Genomic DNA, 21136 nt, shown 5'->3' on the forward strand with positions numbered 1-21136 from the left:
GGACGCGACCGGCCCGCGCGGCCGGTCCGGGAGCGGGCGCGCCCGGTTTCATGCCCGCGACGGCGGGCCCGGGTCGACCACGAGCGCCGGACCGATCCGCCGCCCACCCCGGGGACCGCGGGTCAGCCCCCGCGCCGCCCTCGCCGGGTCGTCGTCGGCCGCCACCTGATCGAGTACGCGAGCCCAGCGCTCGCCGTGCGCGTCGGCGAACGTGGCGCCGACCACGGCGACCCGTCGGCCCGTGACCGGCGACGGCGGCGCGTCCCCGGCCGGGACAGTGGTGGAGCCGAGCGCCGGGCCCGCCGGCACCCCGGCGAGGTCGGCCCGGTCTCCGCCGACGGTGATCAGGTCGGGCGAGCCGCAGCGCACCGCCTCCACCGCGCCGGACCGGTCCACCCGCACGATCGTGGCGAGCAGGTGACCCGCCGGCGCGAGGTCGCGTACCGCCTGGTCGAGCACGCCGGCGAGGTGCGGCGGCGACGCTGCCGGCCGGGCGTGCCGGCGGAACGTCTGCTCGACCGCCCGCCGCCCGGCGGGCGTGTCCAGCGCGGCGCCGGTGACCGTGCCGACCAGGGCGAGAAGCCCGCCGCCGCGCAGCGGAACGGCGGCGCCGATCTCACCGGGCGAGCCGCAGACCGCCAGCGCCGCGCTTCCCGGCCCGGCCGGCACGGTGAAGACCGCGACGTCCGGCGGCCCGGTGGCGCGCGTCACCGACGCGGTCCGCGTCCGTCGGCGGGCCCAGGCCAGCAGGGGCACCGCGGACAGGCTGACCGCGGAGGCGAGCAGCGCCTGCGGGTCGGTGCGATGACCGGGGATCACCGGTACGAGGACCGACGCCACCACCAGCACGCCCGCCCACGCCGACACCAGCGCCGCCACTCGGGGCCGGGCCGAGACGCCGAGCAGGCCGGGCAGCAGCACCCAGCCGATCGGGGTGCCGACCTCGGCGACACCCATCAGCACCGCGTTCCCGGTGGTGCCCGCCAGGGCGGCTCGCATCGGCAGCACGCCCAACACCCTATCGGGGGTGCCTGCCGGGCGGCGACGGCGTACCGGCCGAGACCTAACCTCACTCCTTACCCTGAGCCGGGCCCGGGTGACACGACACGAGCGCGTGATTCTCTCGACATTTTGTCTCGCCGCATCGCCAGTTAGGGTTGACGTACCGGGCGTCGATCTTGAGGAGTGTGTGTGCTGGTTCTGGTGGCGGTCCATGCGCTCGCAGCCGTGATCGCCCCCGTGCTGGTACGCCTAGTCGGTCGACGCGCTCTCTACCTGCTGGCCGCCGTTCCCGCCGCGGCGCTGGTCTGGGCTCTGACCCGGACCGGGCAGGTGCGCTCGGGCCGGCCGGTCGTCGAGACGGTCACCTGGGTGCCGCAGCTCGGCCTCGACCTCGCGCTGCGGATGGGCACGCTGTCCTGGCTGCTGGTGCTGCTCGTCGGTGGCGTCGGCGCCCTCGTGCTGATCTACAGCGCGCGCTACTTCCACTCCGACGACCCGAGCCTCGGCCGGTTCGCCGCGGTGTTCGTCGCGTTCGCCGGCGCGATGCTCGGCCTGGTGGTCTCCGACGACCTGCTGCTGCTGTACGTGTTCTGGGAACTGACCACGGTCTTCTCGTACCTGCTGATCGGCAGCGACCCCACCAAGCGGGCCAGCCGGCGCGCCGCGATGCAGGCGCTGCTCGTGACCACGCTGGGCGGCCTGGCGATGCTCGCCGGGTTCGTGATGCTCGGCCAGCACGCCGGCTCGTACCGGTGGTCCGAGATCGCCGGGAACCTGCCGGAGGGCGGGTACCTCACCACCGCGCTGGTGCTCGTCCTGCTCGGCGTGACGAGCAAGTCGGCGATCTTCCCGTTCAGCTTCTGGCTGCCCCGCGCGATGGCCGCGCCCACGCCGGTCAGCGCCTACCTGCACGCCGCCGCCATGGTCAAGGCGGGCGTGTTCCTGGCCGCGCTGATGGGCCCCGCGGTCGGCCAGGCCACCGTGTGGCGCGCCATCCTGCTCGGCGGCGGCCTGATCACGCTGTTCCTCGGCGGCTGGACGGCGCTGCGGCAGGTCGACCTCAAGCTGCTGCTGGCGTACGGCACGGTCAGCCAGCTCGGCCTGCTGATGGTGATCCTCGGCGCGGGCACCCGCGACACCGCGCTCGCCGGCGCCGCGATGCTGCTGGCGCACGCCCTGTTCAAAGCCACCCTCTTCCTCGTCGTCGGCGTCGTCGACCACGTCACCGGCACCCGGGACCTGCGCGAGCTCAGCGGGCTGGGCCGCCGCGCGCCGGTGCTGGCGGCCGTCGCCGGGCTCGCGGCCGCCTCCATGGCCGGCCTGCCGCCACTGTTCGGCTTCGTGGCCAAAGAGGCAGCGCTGGAGGCGTTCCTGCACGGCGGACCCGTCGAGCTGCTGGTGCTCGCCGGGGTGGTGGCCGGCTCGGCGCTCACCGTCGCGTACACGTTGCGTTTCCTCTGGGGCGCGTTCGCCGCCAAGCCCGACGTGCCCGAGACCCGGCCCGAGCGGATCGAGCCGGCCTTCCTCGGCCCGGCGGCGGTGCTCGCCCTCGCCGGCCTCGTGGTCGGGATCGCCGCCCCGGCGGTGGACCGGGTGCTCGCCCCGTACGCCGACCAGTTCCCGACCGCCGACCCCGGCTACCACCTCGCGCTCTGGCACGGGCTGACGCCGGCCCTCGGCCTGTCGGCGCTGGCCGTCACCGGCGGCGTCGGGCTGTTCCTGCTGCTGCAGCGCCGCCGCCCGTACCTCGCCCGGCTGCCGTTCGACGGCGCCACCGGCTACGACCGGCTGGCGGGCGCCGTCGACCGTGCGGCGGTGGAGCTCACCGGCGCCACCCAGCGCGGATCACTGCCGTTCTACCTCGGCGTCATCCTGCTGGTGCTGGTGATCCTGCCGGGCGGGGCGGTGCTGGCCGGCATTCCCTGGGCGCAGCGGTTCCAGCTGTGGGACACGCCGTTGCAGGCCGCCGCGGGCGCTGTCGTCGTGGTCGCCGCGCTGGTGGCCGCGCGCGCCCGCCGCCGGCTGACCGCGATGATCCTGGTCGGGGTGACCGGCTACGGCACGGCGCTGCTGTTCATCCTGCACGGCGCGCCGGACCTGGCACTCACCCAGTTCCTGGTGGAGACCGTCACGATCGTGATGTTCGTGCTGGTGCTGCGCCGCCTGCCGCGCCGGTTCTCGGCCCGCCCGATCCGCGCCACCCGGCAGTTCCGCGTCGCGCTCGGCGTGGCCGTCGGCGTGGTCACCGCCGGCATGGCGTACGTCGCGGCGGGCAGCCGGGTGGCCACGCCGATCTCGGTCGACTTCCCGGACGAGGCCGTGTCCTACGGCGGCGGCAAGAACGTGGTCAACGTGACGCTCGTCGACATCCGGGCCTGGGACACGATGGGCGAGATCGCCGTGCTGGTGGTGGCCGCCACCGGTGTGGCCAGCCTGATCTTCCGTGGCACCCGCGCCCTGGACCTGCGCAGCGGCATTCCCGGTGCCGGCCGGCAGCAGTCGTCGCGCCCGCGCTGGCTCACCAGCGGCGCGACCTCCCGGCAGCAGTCGGTGATCCTCCAGGTCGTCACCCGGCTGCTCTTCCACGCCATCCTGCTGTTCTCCATCTACCTGCTCTTCTCCGGCCACAACGCGCCGGGTGGCGGGTTCGCCGCCGGGCTGGTCGCCGGCCTCGGGCTCGCGGTGCGGTATCTGGCGGGCGGGCGTACCGAACTCAACGGCGCCGCGCCGGTGGACGCCGGTTTCGTGCTCGGCGCGGGACTGTTCGTGGCGGTCGGCACCGGCGTCGCCGCGATGCTGCTGGGCGGCGAGTTCCTGCAGAGCGCGACGCTCGACTTCCACCTGCCGCTGCTGGGCCATGTCCACTTCGTCACGTCAGTCTTCTTCGACGTGGGCGTCTACCTCATCGTGGTCGGCCTTGTGCTGGACATCCTGCGCAGCCTGGGCGCCGAGATGGACCGCCAGGAGGAGGACGACGAGCAGGAGACCGATCCGGCCGGCGTACGGGAAGAGGAGCTGGTATGAGCCCGAACATTCCCAACCTGGTCTACATCCTGGTGATCGGCGTCCTGTTCGCCACCGGGGTCACGCTGCTGCTGGAACGCAGCCTCACCCGCGTCCTGATGGGGGTCATCCTGCTCGGCAACGGCGCCAACCTGCTGCTGCTCACCGGTGGCCGGGCCGGTGGCCCGCCGATCGTCGGCACCACCGACCAGGAGGACATGTCCGACCCGCTGCCGCAGGCGATGGTGCTGACCGCGATCGTCATCACCCTCGGCATGACCGCGTTCCTGCTCGCCCTGGCCTACCGCAGCTGGCACCTCAACGGCCACGACGAGGTGCAGGACGACGTCGAGGACCGCCGGATCATGGAACTCGCCGACCGGGACGAGGGCCCCGGCACGTCCGACGCCGACACCGCGGACGGCGGCCCCGCCGACGGCAGCCCCGAGGCGCGGGTCCTGGCTGAGGCGGAGGGCGGCCGATGACCTGGCTCGTTCCGCTGCCGGTGGTGATGCCGCTGCTCGGCGCGGCCCTCACGCTGCTGCTCGCCCGGCGGGCCCGCGCCCAGCGCTGGGTCAGCATCATCGTGCTCGCCGCCACCGTCGCCGTGGCGGCACTGCTCCTGGTCCAGTCGTCGCTGGACGGCCCGCTCGTGGTGGAGGTGGGCGGCTGGGCCGCGCCGATGGGCATCGTGCTCGTCGCCGACCAGCTCGCCGCGTTGATGCTCGTGGTCTCCGCCTCGGTCACCCTGTGCGTGCTCGTCTACTCCATCGGGCAGGGCATGGCCGACGGCAACGAGGAGACGCCGCTGTCGGTCTACCACCCGACCTATCTCGTGCTGACCGCCGGCGTGTGCAACGCCTTCCTCTCCGGCGACCTGTTCAACCTCTACGTCGGCTTCGAGATCCTGCTGGTGGCCAGCTACGTGCTGTTGACGCTCGGCAGCACCGAGACGCGGATCCGGGCCGGCACCACGTACGTCGTGGTCAGCCTGCTCTCGTCGTTGATCTTCCTGGTGGCGATCGGCCTGGTCTACTCGGCCACCGGCACGCTGAACCTGGCCCAGCTCGCCGACCGCCTGGACGCGCTGCCCGACGACATCCGCCTGGTGCTGCAGGGCATGCTGCTGCTCGCGTTCGGGATCAAGGCGGCGGTGTTCCCGCTGTCGGCGTGGTTGCCGGACAGCTACCCGACCGCGCCGGCGCCGGTGACAGCGGTCTTCGCGGGCCTGCTCACCAAGGTCGGCGTGTACGCGATCATCCGTACCGAGACGCTGCTGTTCCCCGGCGGCCGCACCGCCGACCTGCTCATGGTGATAGCGGCGCTCACCATGGTGGTCGGCATCCTGGGCGCGGTGGCACAGTCGGACATCAAACGACTGCTGTCGTTCACGCTCGTCAGCCACATCGGCTACATGCTGTTCGGGGTCGGCCTGACCACCCCGCTCGGCCTGTCCGCGGCGATCTTCTACGTGGTGCACCACATCACCATCCAGACCACGCTGTTCCTCGCCGCCGGCCTGGTCGAACGACGCGGCGGCAGCACCGCGCTGGATCGCCTCGGCGGGCTGGCCCGGCTGTCGCCACTGCTGGCGCTGCTGTTCTTCGTACCGGCGCTCAACCTGGCCGGCATCCCACCGTTCTCCGGGTTCCTCGGCAAGCTCGGCCTCGTGCAGGCCGGGGTGGACGACGGCGGGTTCCTGGCCTGGGTGCTCGTCGGCGGTGGACTGCTGACCAGCCTGCTCACCCTCTACGCCATCGCCCGGGTGTGGAACCTGGCGTTCTGGCGTGCGCCGCACCCGGACATGCCGGAGCCCGGTGACGCCGACCGGGCGGCCCGGACCGACGGCGCCGAGCAGCCGCACGAGGGCGCGTCGCCGGCCGGGGCCGTGCTGCCCCGGCTGATGACGGTGCCGACCGCCGCCCTGGTGGTGCTCGGTCTGGCGCTGACAGTGGTGGCCGGGCCGCTGTTCGAGATCAGCACCGACGCCGCCGACGACCTGCTGCGCCGTGCCCCGTACGTGGAGGCCGTGTTCCCGGAGGGACCGCCGTGACAAGTCAGCCGAAAGCGCCGCTGACCCCCCGCGACCGCTGGCGCAACCGCGCGATCGCCGTGACCGGCCTGGTCACCGTCTGGGTGCTGCTGTGGGGCACCTTCAGCTGGGCGAACGTGATCAGCGGACTGGTGGTCGCCGCCGTGTTGCTCGTGGTCTTCCCGCTGCCCCCGGTGACGTTCGCCGGACGGATCCGGCCGGTGCCGCTGCTGAGATTCCTGGCCCGCTTCATGCGCGACCTGGTGGTCGCGTCCGTCCAGATCGCCTGGCTGGCCGTCCGGTCCAAACACCCGCACTCGGCGATCATCGCGGTGCCGCTGCGGGTGAACACCGACCTCAACCTCACCCTCAACGCCGAAGCCCTGTCGCTGGTGCCGGGCAGCCTGATCCTGGAGGCCGACCGGAACACCGGCACCCTCTACGTGCACGTCATCGGCATCCGCAGCCTCGACGAGGTGGAGCGCTTCCGGCGCGACGTGCTGGAGCTGGAGGGGCGCATCGTCGCCGCCGTCGGCTCGGCCGAGGAACTTGACCTGATCCGTCGATCCGCACCCACCGGCCCGTCCGGGTCGGTCGAGCTGGAAGGAGCACCGACGTGACCGTCGTCGCCGTGATCGTCACCGCCCTGCTCGTCGCGGCCGGTGGGCTCACCCTCGTCCGCATCATCCGTGGGCCGTCGATCCTCGACCGGGCCGTCGCCACCGACGTGCTGCTCGCCGTCGCGGTCGCGGCCATCGCCACCGAGGCCGCCTACAGCCGGGACGCCACCGCGCTGCCGGTGCTCGTGGTCCTCGCCCTCGTCGGGTTCGTCGGCTCGGTGAGCGTCGCCCGCTTCGCGTCCCGGAGAAACCCGAAATGACGCTCGACACGATCCTGGACACCGTCGCCGGCGTCTGCCTGATCGCGGGCGCCCTGCTCTCCCTGGCCGCCGGCATCGCGCTGATCCGCTTCCCGGACGTGCTGTCGCGGATGCACGCGGCGGCCAAGCCGCAGGTGCTCGGGCTGCTGCTGGTGCTGCTCGGCTGCGCGTTGCGGCTGCGTACCGGGGTGGACATCACCACGCTGGTCCTGGTGGGCCTGTTCCAGCTCGCCACCGCCCCGGTCGCCGCGCACATGGTCGGGCGGACCGCGTACCCGCACGACGACATCCGGCGGGACCTGCTGATCACCGACGAGCTGTCCGGTGACATCGACCGGATCCGGGCGGACCGGGCCGGTGAGCCGCAGGAGACGTCGCCGGCCCACACGTCCTGAGACTGCGCGCGAGCGCCGAGGCAGGGAGCCCCATGAGCGGCACGGTCTACGAGAACGCCCGCATCCACACGCTCGACCCGGCCCGCCCGTACGCCGAGGCGATGCTGGTCCGCGGCGAGCGGATCGTCGCCGTCGGTGACCTCGCCGAGTGCCGGGACCGGGCCGGCGGCGGCGCCCGCCGGGTCGACCTCGGCGGCATGGCCGTGCTGCCCGGGCTGATCGACAGCCACATGCACTCGGCGTCCTACGTACGCGGGCTGGACCAGGTGGACCTGCGCGGCACGGCAAGCCTCGACGAGGCGCTGACCCGGATCGCGCGGCGCGCCGCGACCCTGCCGCCGGACGCCTGGCTGCTCGGCGGGCGGTGGGACAGCAACAGGTGGACCCGGCCGGTGCAGCCGACCCGTACCGACCTGGACCGCGTCTGCCCGGACCGCCCGGCCGCGCTGCCCAGCATCGACGGTCACACCATCTGGGTGAACAGCGCGGCACTGGCCCGGCTCGGCATCGACGCCGCCACCCCCGACCCGCCCGGCGGGCAGATCGCGCGCGACGAGCAGGGCGAGCCGACCGGCATCCTGCGCGAGGCGGCGGCCGACGCGGCGTACGCGGTGGTGCGTTCCCCGCACGCCGGTGACCTGGTCGCCCAGTTGCGCGCCCACCTGCCCCGGCTGCTCGCCGCCGGGCTGACCGGCATCCACGACCTGGACGGGCAGGACGCCCGCGCCGCCTACGAGACGCTGTACGCCCGGGGCGAGCTGCCGCTGCGGGTGCACAAGACGATCCCCGCCACGGCGCTGGACGAGGCGATCGACAGCGGCTGGGCCACCGGGGACGGGGACCGGTGGCTGAGCACCGGACCGGTGAAGATCTTCACCGACGGCGCGCTCGGCTCGCACACCTGCCTGATGACCGAGCCGTACGACGGCGAGCCCGGCAACCACGGCATCGCGGTCACCCCGGCCGAGGAGTTCGAGCGGCTGCTGGCCACTGCCGCCGGGGCCGGCATCGCGGTGGCGGCGCACGCCATCGGCGACGCGGCGAACCGGATGGTGCTGCGGGCGTACGCGCGCTGGCGCGACTCTGCGGGGCCCGGCCCGGCGGCGCGGCTGCGGCACCGGATCGAGCACACCCAGCACCTGCTGCCGGACGACGTGCCACTGCTCGCCCGCTGCGGCGTGATCGCCTCGATGCAGCCCACCCACTGCACCAGCGACATCCCGCTGACCAGCCGGATGCTCGCCGGCCGGGACCTCGCCTCGTACGCCTGGCGCAGCCTGCTCGACGCCGGGGCCGTCGTGGCGTTCGGATCGGACGCCCCGGTGGAGGACCCCGACCCGTTCTTCGGCATCCACGCCGCGGTGACCCGCGAGCAGTCCGACGGCGTCCCGCCCGGCGGCGTCGACCCGCAGGAACGGCTCGACCTGGACACGGCGCTGCGCTGCTTCACCGAGGCCGGCGCGTACGCCTCCTACGAGGAGCACCTGAAGGGCCGGCTGCGCCCCGGCATGCTCGCCGACTTCATCGCGCTGCCCACCGACCCGTACCAGGTCGAACCGGCGGAGCTGCGCGACCTGACGGTGGCGCTGACGGTGGTCGGCGGCGTGGTCCGCTGGCAGCGCTGACCGTGCCCCGCCCGGACGCCGCTGTCCGGGCGGGACACGGCGGTCAGGCGCCCTTCACCCAGCCGAGGCTGAACCGGGCGAAGTAGATGCCGCCGGTGTCGCCGACCTCGTACAGGTTGCCGACCGTGCCGTCGGCCAGCACCGCCATGGTCGAGTAGCCGGCGCCGCCGGGCTTCACCAGCGCCCGCGCCGGCCAGCTCGCGCCGTCGTCGGTGGACAGCCGCACGGTGAGGTCGTTGCGCGCGCTCGGGTGCCCGTTGTTGCTGAACAGCGCCGTGCGGGTCCGCACCGGCGCCCGGTTCGCGCCGACCTCGGCGGGCCGCAGGTAGGACATCTCGTCGGCGTTGCAGAGCGGGTCGGTCAGCAGCGGGCTGGCCGTCGCCGCGCCGAACGTCGCGCCCCCGTCGGTGGACGTGGCGTAGAAGCGGCTGCGGGTCGAGTTGTGCCGCATGTTCTGCACGACCGCGCCGGTGCCGCGCTCGATCGCCTTGCTCTCGTTGATGGTCCCGCCGGCGGATCCGCCGCGCCGCCACGTCGCGCCGTGGTCGTCGCTGTAGATGTTCGCGGCGTGGCTGGTGCCGGCTGCGTCCCGGTAGGCGATCGGCTGGATCAGGCGGCCGGTGCTGGTCTGGATGCCGTGGCCGGAGGAAAAGAACACCTGCCGCCAGGTCGGGTCCTTGACCGCCGGGTTCAGCTCCACCGGCGCGCTCCAGGTGGCGCCGTTGTCCCGGCTGGTGATGTAACGCAGGTGCATGCTGTTCGGGTCGTCGGCGGTGTTCAGGCCGGATCCGCCGGACCAGAAGCTGATGCCGGGCCGGGGGGAGTAGGTGAAGAAGCAGTAGACGACGCCGGTGGCGCGGTCCACGAGCAGGCTGGGGTCGCCGACGCCCTCGCTGGTGGTGGGCGGGGCGTGGATGACCCGCGGCTGCTCGAAGGTACGGCCGCCGTCGGTGCTGCGGATCATCACGATCTGGATGTTGTTGGTGCCGCCGCCGAGGTCGTACGAGCCGTTCACCCGGGCGTCGGCCACGGCGATGACGGTGCCGTTGTTGGTGACCGCCAGGCCGGGGATGCGGACCGAGGCGACGGTGCCGTTGTACCGGCCGCCCGGGCCGTTGAGGTCGCGGATCACTGTCTGCGTGGTGAGCAGCGTGGTGCTGGTCATCTGCGGGTTACCGAGGGCCAGGTCGCAGGAGGTGACGCCGCGCAGCGTGGTGTCGAAGCCGGGGGCGGTGACCCGCAGCGTGTACGGGGCGCCGGCGCCGACGGTCCAGTAGTGCAGGTAGTTGCCGCCGGCGGCGATCGTCCGGGTCCACGGCGAGCCGGCGCGTCCGGGCCACGTGACTGTGAAATCCCGGGCGGTCGTGGTGCGGTTCTCCAGCGCGAGCTGGAGGCGGCCGTTGGTGCAGTCGAAGCTGGCGAGCGCGGACATGCCGGTGCCGCAGTGGAAGAGGCCGGCGGTGGTCTCGTCCAGGCCCGTCGGGGTCGTCGTGCGCAGCGTGTACGCGGTGCCGGGCGCGAGCGTCCAGTACAGCTCGGCGCCGGCGCCGGCGGCGACCGTGCGGGTCCACGGCGAGCCGGACCGTCCGGGCCAGGTGACGGTGTAGGTCTGTGCCGCGGTGCTGCGGTTGTCGAGGAGCAGGAGCAGCCGGCTGGTGGTGCAGTCGGCGCTGACGGTGGCGATCACGCCGGCGGGCGCGGCGGCCTGGGCGGGGCCGGCGGGCAGCACGGTGAGCAGGGCGAGGACGGCTGCCGCGAGGACTGTTGCTCGGCGCGGTATGGCGCGGAGAGGGGACACGGGGTTCCTTCCGTGACGGGGGAGGGGACGGACCATCTGTACGACGTCAGATGTCCGATGTCGGCACGCTAGGCGGATTCACCCCGGGCCGTCAAGGATCGGTTCCGGTCGACGCCTCGAGTCCGGCTCGGGGAGCCGTCAGCGGTCGTGCCCGGGCGTCTCGCCGAGCAGCGCCTCGCCCATCGCGGTGAGCCGGTGCAGCACGAGGTTGCCGTGCCGCTGGCTGGTGATCAGCCCGGCCTCGCGCAGGATCGTGGTGTGGTGGCTGGTGGTGGCCGGCGAGATGCTGGCCCGCCGGGCCAGCTCGCCGGTGGTCGCGCCGCCCGCGGCGGCGCGCAGGACGGCCACGCGGGTGTGGCCGAGCAGCGGGCCGAGCCGGCGTTGCGGGCTCCCGGTCGCCGGTTCCGGTCGCTGCCGCCGGGCCGGGTAGACGAGCGTCGGGGGCAGGCCGGGATCGGCCAGCGTGATCGGCGCGTGCCAGCAGAAGTACGAGGGGACCAACGTGATCCCGCGACCGTCGAGGTGCATGTCCCGGTCCTCCGGGTAGCCGCTCACGGACAGCACCGGCGGATCCCAGCGCGCCTCCGGGCTCAGGTCGTCCAGGATCTGCCCGGCGCCGGTGTCGAGCACCCGGGCCCCGCGCAGGGCCCGGTCGCCGGAGACGGCGGAGACGATGTCCGTCCAGTGCGGAGCGACGGCGACCCGGAAGTAGGCGCGCAGCGCGTCGCCGAGGCCGTGCAGGGCGGCGAGTCGACCGGCGGCCAGGTCGCCCAGCCAGGCACCGCCGAGCGGGGTCACCATCCGGCCCATCTCGGTGCGAATCCGCCGGGTCGGGGTGCCGAGGATCCGGTCGATCCCGTCGTCGAGGTCGATGACCAGGCTGGGCGTCAGGAAGTCCGGGAAGTACCGCTTGCGGGGCGCGACGGGCAGCAGTCGCTCACGCACCGCCGGGACCAGGCCGGCTCGTTGCAGATCCGCACGCACCTGCCGGTGCCAGCGGTCGTAACCCGCGTACCCGGCGCGGGTCTGCAGGCGGTGCAGGCTGCAGATGATCTCCCACAATGGATCGGGCCGGGTCGCCAGCCGCGTGCGGCTGAGGTCCCCGGCCGTGAAGTGGATGCGTAGCGTCCCCATGACGCTCAGTGTTCCGAGGTGGCCCGCCGCGCTCAGTCTCATCCATGACATTGACGTACATCGCTGTAGCTGGACCCCGGGCAGCCGGAGAGGGGCGGCAGCCGGACGGCTGCCGCCACCTCGTGGTCGTGGTCTCAGCCGGCGCTGCAGCTCGTCCGCCACCGGTGGGAGGCGATGTTGTCGTTCGTGTTCGCCATGTAGCCGTCGCGGTTGGAGCCCCAGGTGAACCAGGCCCCGGTGAGGTCGTCCCACGCGTCACCCGCGCCGAGGCAGGCGTACGCGCCGGTGTAGTTGGTGTGGATGTAGAGGGCGACCGGGCGGCCGCTGTTCGAGTCGTTCCACGCCGAGGACGCCAGGTTGCGCATGCTGGCCCTGTTGTTGTTGTCGCAGTTGGCGTTCTCGGCGACGTTGATCGTGTCCCAGTTGGTGTCGGCGTTGTACCACCAGCACCACCGGCCCGACCAGTAGGCGTCCTGGCTGACGTACAGGTAGCCGCTGCCGGCCGCCGCGCGCTGGGTGTCGGCGTGCGGGGTCGGCCGGGGCGCGGCCTGGGCGGCGGTGGCGGTGAAGGCCAGCGCGGCTGCCGCCGCGACCACTGTGGCCAGCACGGCACGTACTGCTCTCATGGGTTTCCCTCCGGTCGGGTCCTGCCGTGGCGGTCCGCCACGGACGTCGTGGGGTGGGTCAGCCGGCGGCCAGCGCGGCGCGGGCCCGCGGCAGCGCGGCGGTTTCGAGGCGCAGCCGATCGGCCACCTCGGTGCGGAACCGCCGTTCGACGGCGCGGCGGTGCTCGGCGTCGAGCCGCCGGGCGAGCCGGCCGAGCCCGGTGCGCGTGGCGCACGTCGCCTCGCTCACCGCCAGCCCGACCTCGCCGGCCGCGACGGAGCCGGACGCCGGTTCGGGCACCGACGCGCGGGCCGCGGCCGGGTCGGCGACGTCGTGCCCGGCGGCGCGCATGCACCGCCGCCACGCCGTCACGCCGCCGGCGTAGCGGGGGTCGGCGAGCACCCGGCCGACGCGCAGCCCGGCGAGGTTGTCGGTGATTTTGACGGCGCGATACCAGCCCGGCAGGTCGAGATAGAGCCGGCGCTCCGCCTCCGAGGTGCAGCTGTGACTGCTGCGGCGCAGCACGCCGCCGGCCGGCAGCGTCGCGCGCAGGGCGTCCGGCTCGCCGGGGTCGCCGTTGACCGCGCGTACGGCGGCGGCGCCGCGCTCCGGCGGCAGCTCGCGGACGTACCGCGCGTTCGGGTCGGCCGCCATCGCCTCCTGGAGCCGGCGTTCCAGGACGCCGCCGTATCCGTGGCGGCGGGCGTAGGACACGTCGTCGAGGACGTACGGGAACTCACGCAGCTCCGGCACCGGGCGCCGGGGGACCGGCCAGTAGCGGAACCCGCGGCGCTGCATGCAGTCGCGGATCAGCAGCTGCGTGGCGGCGTACAGCACCTCCGCGGGCGGGGCGGACGGGGGTGGGGCGGACACGGCCGGCGCGCTCGCGGCGGGCGGTCCGGCCGCGCCGCGCTCGTCGGGCGGCGGTGTGGTGTCCCGGCTCGCGCCCATCGCCCCGGCGACCGCGGCCGCGAGGGCGGCCGGAACCGCGACGGCGTACCACAGTGACCGCACCCGTCGCGACACATCCGCCATGACACCCACCTCGGCCGTCCGGGGCGCCCGACGCGCCCGTCACAAGACAGCTTCGGCACGGGGCGCGCCCCGGGACAGAGGACTTCGATCAGGCTCGAACGACAGGTCCCCGGCGGGTCAGGGCTGCGCGGCGCGGGCGATGCTCGCCCGGATGGGCGCGTAGTGCTCGGCGATGGCCGAGCGCAGCGCCGCCGCGTCCCCAGCGGTGAGGGCGGCCACGATGGCCTGGTGCCGCTGGGCGGTGATCACCCGGTCCTCCGGCTCGGTGCGCAGGGTGGGCGCGACGATGGCCTGCACCTGCCAGAACGCCTCGGTCAGCTGGACCAGCAGGTCGTTGCCGAGCGGCTCCATCAGCTTCAGGTGGAAGGCCCTGTCGACGTCGAGGAAGTCCTCGCCCTGTGCCGCCCGGCTGTGCATCTCGTCGGCGAGCGCGGACAGCTCCGACCGGTGCTCCTCGTCCAGGGCGTCGATGACGGTGGCCGCCAGTCCCTGCTCCAGCGTCTGGCGGATGTCGACGACCTGGGCCAGTACGTGGTGGTCGTCCTCGCCGCTGAGCAGGCCGCGGAACGTCAGGCTCTCCACCAGGGCGTTGAGGGACATCCGGCCGACGAACGTGCCGTGACCGTGGCGCACCTCGACGATGTCCAGCGCGGAGAGGATCTTGACGGCCTCGCGGACGCTGGAGCGGCTGGCGCCGACCGCCTCGCACAGCTCCGTCTCGGTGGGCAGGAGGTTGCCCGGCTTGAGGCGGTTGCGCAGGATGTACTCCTTGATCCTGGTAACGACCTCCTGCCGGCGAGGGCTCGGCCGCTCGGCGCCGCGTAGCGGACTGGCGTCAATGGTCGTCATCTGCCCCTTGCCCTTCGTTTCCGAATCTGACACTCTCACCCTACCGGCATCAGACGTCAGACGTCATACACCTTACACTTCACATCCCCCAGCGTGAGCGGCGACGCGAGCGCATGAAGAGCCTATGGAGGCATCTACGTGAGCACCACCGGTAAGTCGCGGAGCTGGCGCGTTCCGCGCCGCCGCGTCCGCCCCCTGGCCGTCGCGTCCCTCGGCGCGACCCTCGCCCTCGGGCTGGTGGCCTGTAGCGGCGGTCCCGCCTCGACCAACGCGGTCAGCGGCGGGAAGGCGGGCACGTCGATCGAGGCCACCCTGGCGTTCACGCTCTCCAGCGGTTTCGACCCGGGCAACGCCTCCTCGGCCGTGGCGACCGCTGTCAACCAGCACGTCTTCGAGGGTCTCGTGGACCTCGACCCGATCACGCGGGAACCCTACAACGCCCTGGCCAAGAGCGACCCGACGCCCGGCGCCGGCGGGCTCACGTACACCGTGACGCTGCGCGACGGCGCGAAGTTCTCCGACGGCACCCCCGTCACCGCCGAGGACGTCGCCTGGTCGTTCACCCGCGTGCTCAAGCCGGCGGACCCGAAGGCGCCGCCGCTGATGCAGGGGTTCGTGTCGTTCCTCGACACCGTCACCGCCAAGGACGCGGCCACCGTCGAGTTCACGCTGAAGTACCCGTTCGCGCTGTTCAGCGAGCGGATCTCGGTCATCAAGGTGGTGCCCAAGGCCAAGACCGGTGACGCGGCGGCGGCCAAGGCGTTCGACACCGCGCCGATCGGCTCCGGCCCGTTCAAGGTGGACAGCGCGTCCAAGGAATCCGGCATCAAGCTGAGCAGGAACGAGACCTACAACGGCCCGCGCCCGGCCAAGGTCGAGACGATGACGTGGAACACCACCACCGAGGCGTCCGCCCGCGTGTCGGACCTGCAGGGCGGTCGTGTGCAGGCCATCGAGGCCGTGCCGTACCTGAACGTGGACTCGCTCAAGGACAAGTACACGATCGACGTGAAGCAGGCCTTCAACCAGGTCTTCCTCATGTTCAACAACGCCGCCGCGCCGTTCAGCGACAAGCGCGTCCGCCAGGCCCTGCACTACGCCATCGACAGGGACGCCGTCATCAAGACCGCGCTCAACGGCTACGGCAGCCCGGCGACCAGCTACCTCGACGAGGGCAACAAGGCGTACCAGAAGGCCGGCACCGTCTACGACTACAACCCGGACAAGGCCAAGGCCCTGCTCCAGGAGGCGGGCGTCACCAACCTGTCGTTCCGGCTCGACACCACCGACAACTCGGTGGTCAAGGACGTCGCCCCGCTGGTCATCGAGCAGTGGAAGAAGATCGGCGTCAACGCCACGCTCAACACCGTGCCGTCCTCGGCCATCTACGGCGACATCGTCCCCAAGGACACGTTCCGGGTGCTCATGGCCACCGGCGACCCGAGCGTCTTCGGCGTCGACACCGACCTGCTGATGCGCTGGTACTACTTCGGCGAGACCTGGCCGGGCCAGCGTTACCGCTGGAGCGACGCCAACCGCAAGACCATGGGCGACCTGCTGGACAAGGCCGCGCAGACCTCCGACGAGGCGGCCCGCAAGGCGCTGTGGAAGCAGGCCCTGGACATGGTGGCGGACGAGGTCCCGCTCTACCCGATCCTGCACACCAAGGTCGTCACCGCGTACGACCCGGCCAAGCTCGACGGCTTCTCGGGCGCGTCGACCACCGGCCTGTACTTCATGGGCACCGGCCGGACCGGCTGAGCCCACACTCGGGGCTCCGCCCCCGCCTCCGTCCCGTCCGGCCCACGTGACCCGTGCGGCCGGACGGGACGCCCCGGCGCCCCGCCACGAGAAAGAGAATCCATGCTGACCGTCCTGAACCTGGTCGCACGACGATTCCTGACGCTGATCCCCCTGGTGCTGGGCATCACGCTCTTCGTCTTCGTGATCATGCAGTTCTCCCCGATCGACCCGGCGCTGTCGGTCCTCGGCGACCAGGCCACGCCGGCGCAGGTCGAGGCGTTCCGCGCCGCGAACGGGCTCAACGACCCGCTGCCGCTGCGCTACCTGCACTTCCTCGGCGACCTCGTGCGCGGCGACCTCGGCATGACGTTCCCGCCGTCGGTCCCGGTCGCCGAGAAGATCGCCCTGGCGCTGCCGCTGACCATCCAGCTCACCGCGCTCGGGGTCGTCGGCGCGCTCGTCATCGCGCTGGCCCTCGGGATCCCGGCCGCCCTGTACCGGGACCGCTGGCCCGACCAGGTCATCCGGATCGTCTCCATGGCCGGCATCGCCACGCCGTCGTTCTGGCTGGCCCTGCTGTTCATCCAGGAGTTCTCGGTCCGCCGCCCGATCTTCCCGACCGGCGGATACGTCAACCCCGCCGACTCGGTCGGCCTCTGGCTGCAGTCCCTCGCCCTGCCCGCGCTGGCGCTCGCCGTCCCGGTCGGCTGCTCGCTGGCCCGCATCGTCCGCACGTCGATGGTCGAGGAACTCGACAAGGACTACGTCCGCACCGCAGTCGGCGCCGGGCTCCCGCCCCGCGTGGTGATCGGCCGCAACGTGCTGCGCAACGCGCTGGTCAACCCGCTCACCGCGCTCGGCCTGCGCATCGGTTACCTCATCGGCGGCACCGTCGTCATCGAGGCGATCTTCTCGCTGCCCGGCATGGGCACCCAGATCATGAGCGCGGTCCAGCAGAACGACACCGCGCTCGCCCAGGGCACCGTCCTGACCATCGCCATCGGCTTCGTCGTGGTGAACCTGGTCGTGGACATCCTCTACCTCTTCGCCAACCCCCGACTGCGCGGAGGCCACTGATGCGCCGGTCCCTCACCACCCGGCTCTCCCGACCCGGCATGGCCTTCGCCCGCCTCGGCCTCGCGGCCCGGTTCGCGCTCGGCTTCGTCGTCCTGATCGTCCTGGTGGGCGTGCTCGCCCCGCTGCTGCTGCGGCACGACCCCACCCAGACCGGCCTCGGACCGGCGCTCACCGGCCCGAACGGCGACTTCTGGTTCGGCCTGGACAAGCTCGGCCGGGACGTCTTCTCCCGGCTGGTGGCCGGCACCCGGCGGTCGCTGATCGTCGGCTTCGGCGCGGCCGGCATCGCGCTGGTGCTCGGCGCGATCCTCGGGGCCTTCGCCGGGAGCAGCCGCACCGCCGTCGACGAGGTCGTCATGCGCTGCCTCGACGTGGTGATGGCGTTCCCCGCGATCGTGCTCTCCGCGCTGCTGATCATCTCGTTCGGCAAGAACAGCCTGCTGGTCCTCGTGATCGCGATCGGTTTCGTGTTCACCCCGTCGGTCGCGCGCATCGTCCGCGCCAACGTGCTGTCTCAGTACGGCGAGGACTACGTGGCCGCCGAGCGGATCATCGGCGCCCGCCGCCCGCACATCCTCTGGCGGCATGTCCTGCGCAACTGCGCCGCCCCGATCCTCGTCTTCGTCACCGTCATGGTGGCCGACGCGATCGTCTTCGAGGCGTCCCTGTCCTTCATCGGCGGCGGCCTCGCCCCGCAGGAGGCGGCCTCCTCGTGGGGCTCGGTCATCGCCTTCGGCAAGGAGATGGTGCAGATCGGCGGCTGGTGGGCCACGTTCTTCCCCGGCCTGCTGATCCTGCTGACAGTGCTGGCGCTCAACGTGCTCTCCGAGGGCATGTCCGACGCGTGGGCCGCCCCGGCCGCACGCCGCGCCACGTCCACCACCAGCGGCGACGCGCTGGAGCAGGCGCAGCCGGGCACCGGCGAGGTGGTCGAGCTGCCCGGTCTCGCCGAGGCGGCGCAGCGGCTGCGTGAGCGCGCCCGCCCGCTGCCGCAGGGCAAGCCGGTCCTCCAGGTCAGCAACCTGTCCATCGGCTTCGAGGGCCGCCACCGCGGCGTCGACATCGTCGACGGGCTCACCTTCGACGTACGCCCCGGCGAGGTCGTCGGCCTGGTGGGGGAGTCCGGCTCGGGCAAGTCGCTGAGCGTCCTCGCGGTCATGGGCCTGCTGCCGCAGGGCGCCCGGGTACGCGGTGGGATCCGCTTCCAGGACACGGACCTGTTGACGCTGAGCGCCAAGGGCCGCCGCGCCCTGATGGGCCGTGAGATCGCCATGGTCTACCAGGACGCGCTGTCGGCGCTGAACCCGGCGCTGCGCGTCGGCGCCCAGCTCGCCCAGATGATCCGCCGCGGCGGCACCCGCTCGGCCGAGGAACTGATGCGGCTGGTCGGGCTGGATCCGCGGCGCACGCTCGCCGCGTACCCGCACGAGCTGTCCGGCGGGCAGCGGCAGCGGGTCGTGATCGCCATGGCGCTGTCCCGCGACCCGAAGCTGATCATCGCGGACGAGCCGACCACCGCGCTCGACGTCACGGTGCAGGCCCAGGTGATGGCGCTGCTGCTGGAGCTGCGCGAGCGGCTCGGCTTCGCTCTCATCCTGGTCAGCCACGACCTCGCCCTGGTCAGCGACGTCTGCGACCGGGTCGTGGTGATGTACGGCGGGCAGATCGTCGAGACCGGTGTGACCGCCGACGTGATGGAGGCCCCCGCGCACCACTACGCCCGCGGGCTCCTCGGTTCCGTCCTGTCCCTGGAGACCGGCGCGGAGCGGCTCACCCAGATCCGCGGCGTGGTGCCGTCACCGGCCGACTTCCCGAAGGGCTGCCGGTTCTCCGACCGCTGCCCGATGGCGACCGAGATCTGCCGGGACACCGCGCCCGCCCTGGCGGGCACGGACGGCCACGGGTACGCCTGCCACCACCCCGCCGTCACCGTCAGCGAGAAGGAGCCGGCCCGATGAGCGCCACCGCCGAGCACCGGCCGATCGCCGAGCTGAGCGACGTGCACGTGGTGCACGCCTCGCGCGGCGGCGGCATGTTCAGCCGGGAGAAGGTCTACGCGCTCACCGGGGCCGACCTGGTCATCCGGGCCGGCGAGACGGTCGGCATCGTCGGCGAGTCCGGCTGCGGCAAGTCGACGCTGGCCAAGGTGCTCGTGGGCCTGCAACGGCCGACCGCCGGCACGGTGTCATTCGCCGGCAAGGACGTGTGGTCGATGAGCGCCGCCGAGCGGCGGGAGCACATCGGTGCCGGCGTCGGCATGATCTTCCAGGACCCGGCCACGTCGCTGAACCGCCGCATGCCGGTACGCGACATCCTGCGGGACCCGCTCGACGTGCACCGCCGGGGCACCCGGGAGCAGCGCGAGAAGCGGGTGACCGAGCTGATGGCCCTGGTCGGCCTGCCCCGCTCGGTCGCCGACGTGCTGCCCAGCCAGCTCTCCGGCGGCCAGCGCCAGCGGGTGTCCATCGCCCGCGCGCTGGCCCTGGAACCGGGGCTGGTCATCGCCGACGAGCCGACCAGTGCGCTCGACGTGTCGGTACGCGCGCAGATCCTCAACCTGCTGCTGGATCTCAAGGACCGGCTCGGACTGGCCATGGTCCTGGTCTCGCACGACATCCAGACCGTCAAGCGGGTCAGCGACCGGGTCGTCACCATGTACCTGGGTCGCATCGTCGAGCAGACGCCCGCCGACCTGCTGCCCGAGGGCGGCCGGCACCCGTACACCCGGGCGCTGTTCTCCGCCACGCCGGGCCTGCTCTCGCCGATCGAGCCCATTCCGCTGGTCGGCCCGGTCCCGTCCGCGACCCGGCCGCCGAGCGGCTGCCCGTTCCGGACCCGCTGCTGGGCCGCCACCGACGGCTGCGCCGTGGACATGCCGGCGCCGCGCCCCGCCGCGGGCACGGGCCACGAGTTCCGCTGCCACCACCCGGTGCCCGCCGGCACCGCCAACACCGAACTGGTCGCGCTCGCCACCTCGGCGACCGGCCGCACCACATCCGAGTCTGTCGAGGAGAACCTGTGACCACCCCCGCCCCGCGGTTCGCCGGAGTCGTGCCGCCGGCCGTCACCCCCCTGACCGAGGAGGGCGAGGTCGACGTCCACTCCCTGGAGCGGCTGGTCGAAAGGCTGCTCGACGCCGGGGTCGACGGCATCTTCGCCCTCGGCAGCTCCGGCGAGACGGTCTTCCTCACCGACCGGCAGCGGGACCTGGCGCTGGAGACCATCGTCAAGACCGCCGGCGGCGCCGTGCCGGTCCTCGCCGGCTGCATCGAGCCGACCACCCGCCGGGTCGTGGAACGGGCCGAGGCGTCCACCCGGCTGGGCGCGGACGGGCTGGTAGTGACCGCCCCGTTCTACGCCATCGTCGGCCCGCACGAGATCGAGCGGCACTTCCGCGCCGTCGGCGCGGCGGTCGAGCTTCCGCTGCTGGCGTACGACATCCCGGTCTGCGTGCACAGCAAGCTCTCCGTCGACCTGCTGACCCGGCTCGCCGTCGACGGCGTGCTGGCCGGCGTCAAGGACTCCAGCGGCGACGACGTCGCGTTCCGCCAGCTCGCGCTGGCCGTCGCCGAGCACGCGCCGGAGCGCGACTTCAGTCTGCTCACCGGCCACGAGGTGGTGGTCGACGCGATGATGCTCGCGGGCGGGTCCGGCTCGGTGCCCGGACTGGGCAACGTGGACCCGGCCGGCTACGTGCGGCTGCACCGGGCCTGCGTGTCCGGCGACTGGGCCGCCGCCCGGCAGGAGCAGGACCGCCTGACCCGGCTGTTCCGCATCGTCGACGCCGCCGACCCGGCCACCTCGGCTGGCGCCACCCGGGGCGTCGGCGCGTTCAAGACCGCCCTGGCGCTGCTCGGCGTCATCGCCGGCAACGCGGTGTCGCTGCCGCTGCGGCCGCTGGACGCCGCCGAGACCGGCCGCGTGCGTACCCAGCTGGAACTGGCTGGACTGCTCTGA

The 21136-nt window shown here is 73.0% G+C and carries 18 protein-coding genes; 12 read left to right on the forward strand and 6 right to left on the reverse strand.

What is annotated here, in order from left to right:
• Positions 1-48 precede the first annotated feature (48 nt).
• The gene (locus FHU28_RS16865; RefSeq protein WP_184689628.1) at positions 49-999 is read right to left on the reverse strand and encodes a SpoIIE family protein phosphatase; all 951 of its coding nucleotides are present in this window, start codon (positions 997-999) and stop codon (positions 49-51) included.
• Between the two features lie 192 nt (positions 1000-1191).
• Here FHU28_RS16865 and FHU28_RS16870 point away from each other — a divergent pair, with 192 nt between their 5' ends.
• Genes FHU28_RS16870 through FHU28_RS16900 form a run of 7 tightly spaced genes read left to right on the forward strand, consistent with a single transcriptional unit; the run spans position 1192 to position 8937 of the window.
• On the forward strand, positions 1192-4026 hold the full coding sequence (locus tag FHU28_RS16870) for a Na+/H+ antiporter subunit A (protein WP_184685312.1): 2835 nt from the start codon (positions 1192-1194) through the stop codon (positions 4024-4026).
• Complete coding sequence (locus FHU28_RS16875; RefSeq protein WP_184685314.1) at positions 4023-4490, forward strand: Na(+)/H(+) antiporter subunit C; 468 nt, start codon at positions 4023-4025, stop codon at positions 4488-4490. Before FHU28_RS16870 ends, FHU28_RS16875 begins: the two co-directional genes overlap by 4 nt.
• Complete coding sequence (locus FHU28_RS16880; RefSeq protein ID WP_184685317.1) at positions 4487-6058, forward strand: Na+/H+ antiporter subunit D; 1572 nt, start codon at positions 4487-4489, stop codon at positions 6056-6058. Before FHU28_RS16875 ends, FHU28_RS16880 begins: the two co-directional genes overlap by 4 nt.
• Positions 6055-6657, forward strand: a complete 603-nt coding sequence (locus FHU28_RS16885) for a Na+/H+ antiporter subunit E (protein WP_184685320.1) — start codon at positions 6055-6057, stop codon at positions 6655-6657. The genes FHU28_RS16880 and FHU28_RS16885 overlap by 4 nt, the downstream gene beginning before the upstream one ends.
• Positions 6654-6917: a monovalent cation/H+ antiporter complex subunit F gene (locus FHU28_RS16890; protein ID WP_073829889.1), complete on the forward strand. Its 264-nt coding sequence runs from the start codon at positions 6654-6656 to the stop codon at positions 6915-6917. Before FHU28_RS16885 ends, FHU28_RS16890 begins: the two co-directional genes overlap by 4 nt.
• Positions 6914-7312, forward strand: a complete 399-nt coding sequence (gene mnhG / locus FHU28_RS16895) for a monovalent cation/H(+) antiporter subunit G (protein WP_184685324.1) — start codon at positions 6914-6916, stop codon at positions 7310-7312. Before FHU28_RS16890 ends, mnhG begins: the two co-directional genes overlap by 4 nt.
• Before the next feature lie 32 nt (positions 7313-7344).
• The gene (locus FHU28_RS16900; protein WP_184685327.1) at positions 7345-8937 is read left to right on the forward strand and encodes an amidohydrolase; all 1593 of its coding nucleotides are present in this window, start codon (positions 7345-7347) and stop codon (positions 8935-8937) included.
• 43 nt (positions 8938-8980) lie between these two features.
• Here FHU28_RS16900 and FHU28_RS16905 read toward each other — a convergent pair whose 3' ends face one another.
• From FHU28_RS16905 to FHU28_RS16925, 5 genes are all read right to left on the reverse strand, one after another.
• Positions 8981-10735: an exo-alpha-sialidase gene (locus tag FHU28_RS16905; RefSeq protein ID WP_184685330.1), complete on the reverse strand. Its 1755-nt coding sequence runs from the start codon at positions 10733-10735 to the stop codon at positions 8981-8983.
• Between the two features lie 138 nt (positions 10736-10873).
• Entirely contained in the window at positions 10874-11869 is a 996-nt protein-coding gene (locus FHU28_RS16910; protein ID WP_184685333.1) for an ArsR/SmtB family transcription factor, read from the reverse strand.
• Positions 11870-12003: 134 nt separating this feature from the next.
• Positions 12004-12495 carry a hypothetical protein gene (locus tag FHU28_RS16915; protein ID WP_184685337.1) on the reverse strand — a complete coding sequence of 164 codons (492 nt, stop codon included), beginning with the start codon at positions 12493-12495 and terminating at the stop codon, positions 12004-12006.
• Between the two features lie 58 nt (positions 12496-12553).
• A complete protein-coding gene (locus FHU28_RS16920) occupies positions 12554-13510 on the reverse strand; it encodes a hypothetical protein (protein WP_184685339.1) in 957 nt (318 codons plus the stop codon).
• 117 nt (positions 13511-13627) lie between these two features.
• Entirely contained in the window at positions 13628-14359 is a 732-nt protein-coding gene (locus tag FHU28_RS16925) for a FadR/GntR family transcriptional regulator (protein ID WP_184685341.1), read from the reverse strand.
• Positions 14360-14497: 138 nt separating this feature from the next.
• Here FHU28_RS16925 and FHU28_RS16930 point away from each other — a divergent pair, with 138 nt between their 5' ends.
• From FHU28_RS16930 to FHU28_RS16950, 5 genes are all read left to right on the forward strand, one after another.
• Positions 14498-16120 carry an ABC transporter substrate-binding protein gene (locus tag FHU28_RS16930; protein ID WP_184685343.1) on the forward strand — a complete coding sequence of 541 codons (1623 nt, stop codon included), beginning with the start codon at positions 14498-14500 and terminating at the stop codon, positions 16118-16120.
• A 102-nt stretch (positions 16121-16222) separates the two neighbouring features.
• Positions 16223-17179, forward strand: a complete 957-nt coding sequence (locus FHU28_RS16935; protein WP_116510352.1) for an ABC transporter permease — start codon at positions 16223-16225, stop codon at positions 17177-17179.
• Positions 17179-19137: a dipeptide/oligopeptide/nickel ABC transporter permease/ATP-binding protein gene (locus FHU28_RS16940; RefSeq protein ID WP_184685345.1), complete on the forward strand. Its 1959-nt coding sequence runs from the start codon at positions 17179-17181 to the stop codon at positions 19135-19137. The genes FHU28_RS16935 and FHU28_RS16940 overlap by 1 nt, the downstream gene beginning before the upstream one ends.
• Positions 19134-20201: an oligopeptide/dipeptide ABC transporter ATP-binding protein gene (locus FHU28_RS16945; RefSeq protein WP_184685347.1), complete on the forward strand. Its 1068-nt coding sequence runs from the start codon at positions 19134-19136 to the stop codon at positions 20199-20201. Before FHU28_RS16940 ends, FHU28_RS16945 begins: the two co-directional genes overlap by 4 nt.
• A complete protein-coding gene (locus tag FHU28_RS16950; RefSeq protein WP_184685349.1) occupies positions 20198-21136 on the forward strand; it encodes a dihydrodipicolinate synthase family protein in 939 nt (312 codons plus the stop codon). The genes FHU28_RS16945 and FHU28_RS16950 overlap by 4 nt, the downstream gene beginning before the upstream one ends.

This window comes from Micromonospora echinospora, from assembly GCF_014203425.1.
In the GTDB taxonomy this organism is placed as follows: Bacteria; Actinomycetota; Actinomycetes; order Mycobacteriales; family Micromonosporaceae; genus Micromonospora; species Micromonospora echinospora_A.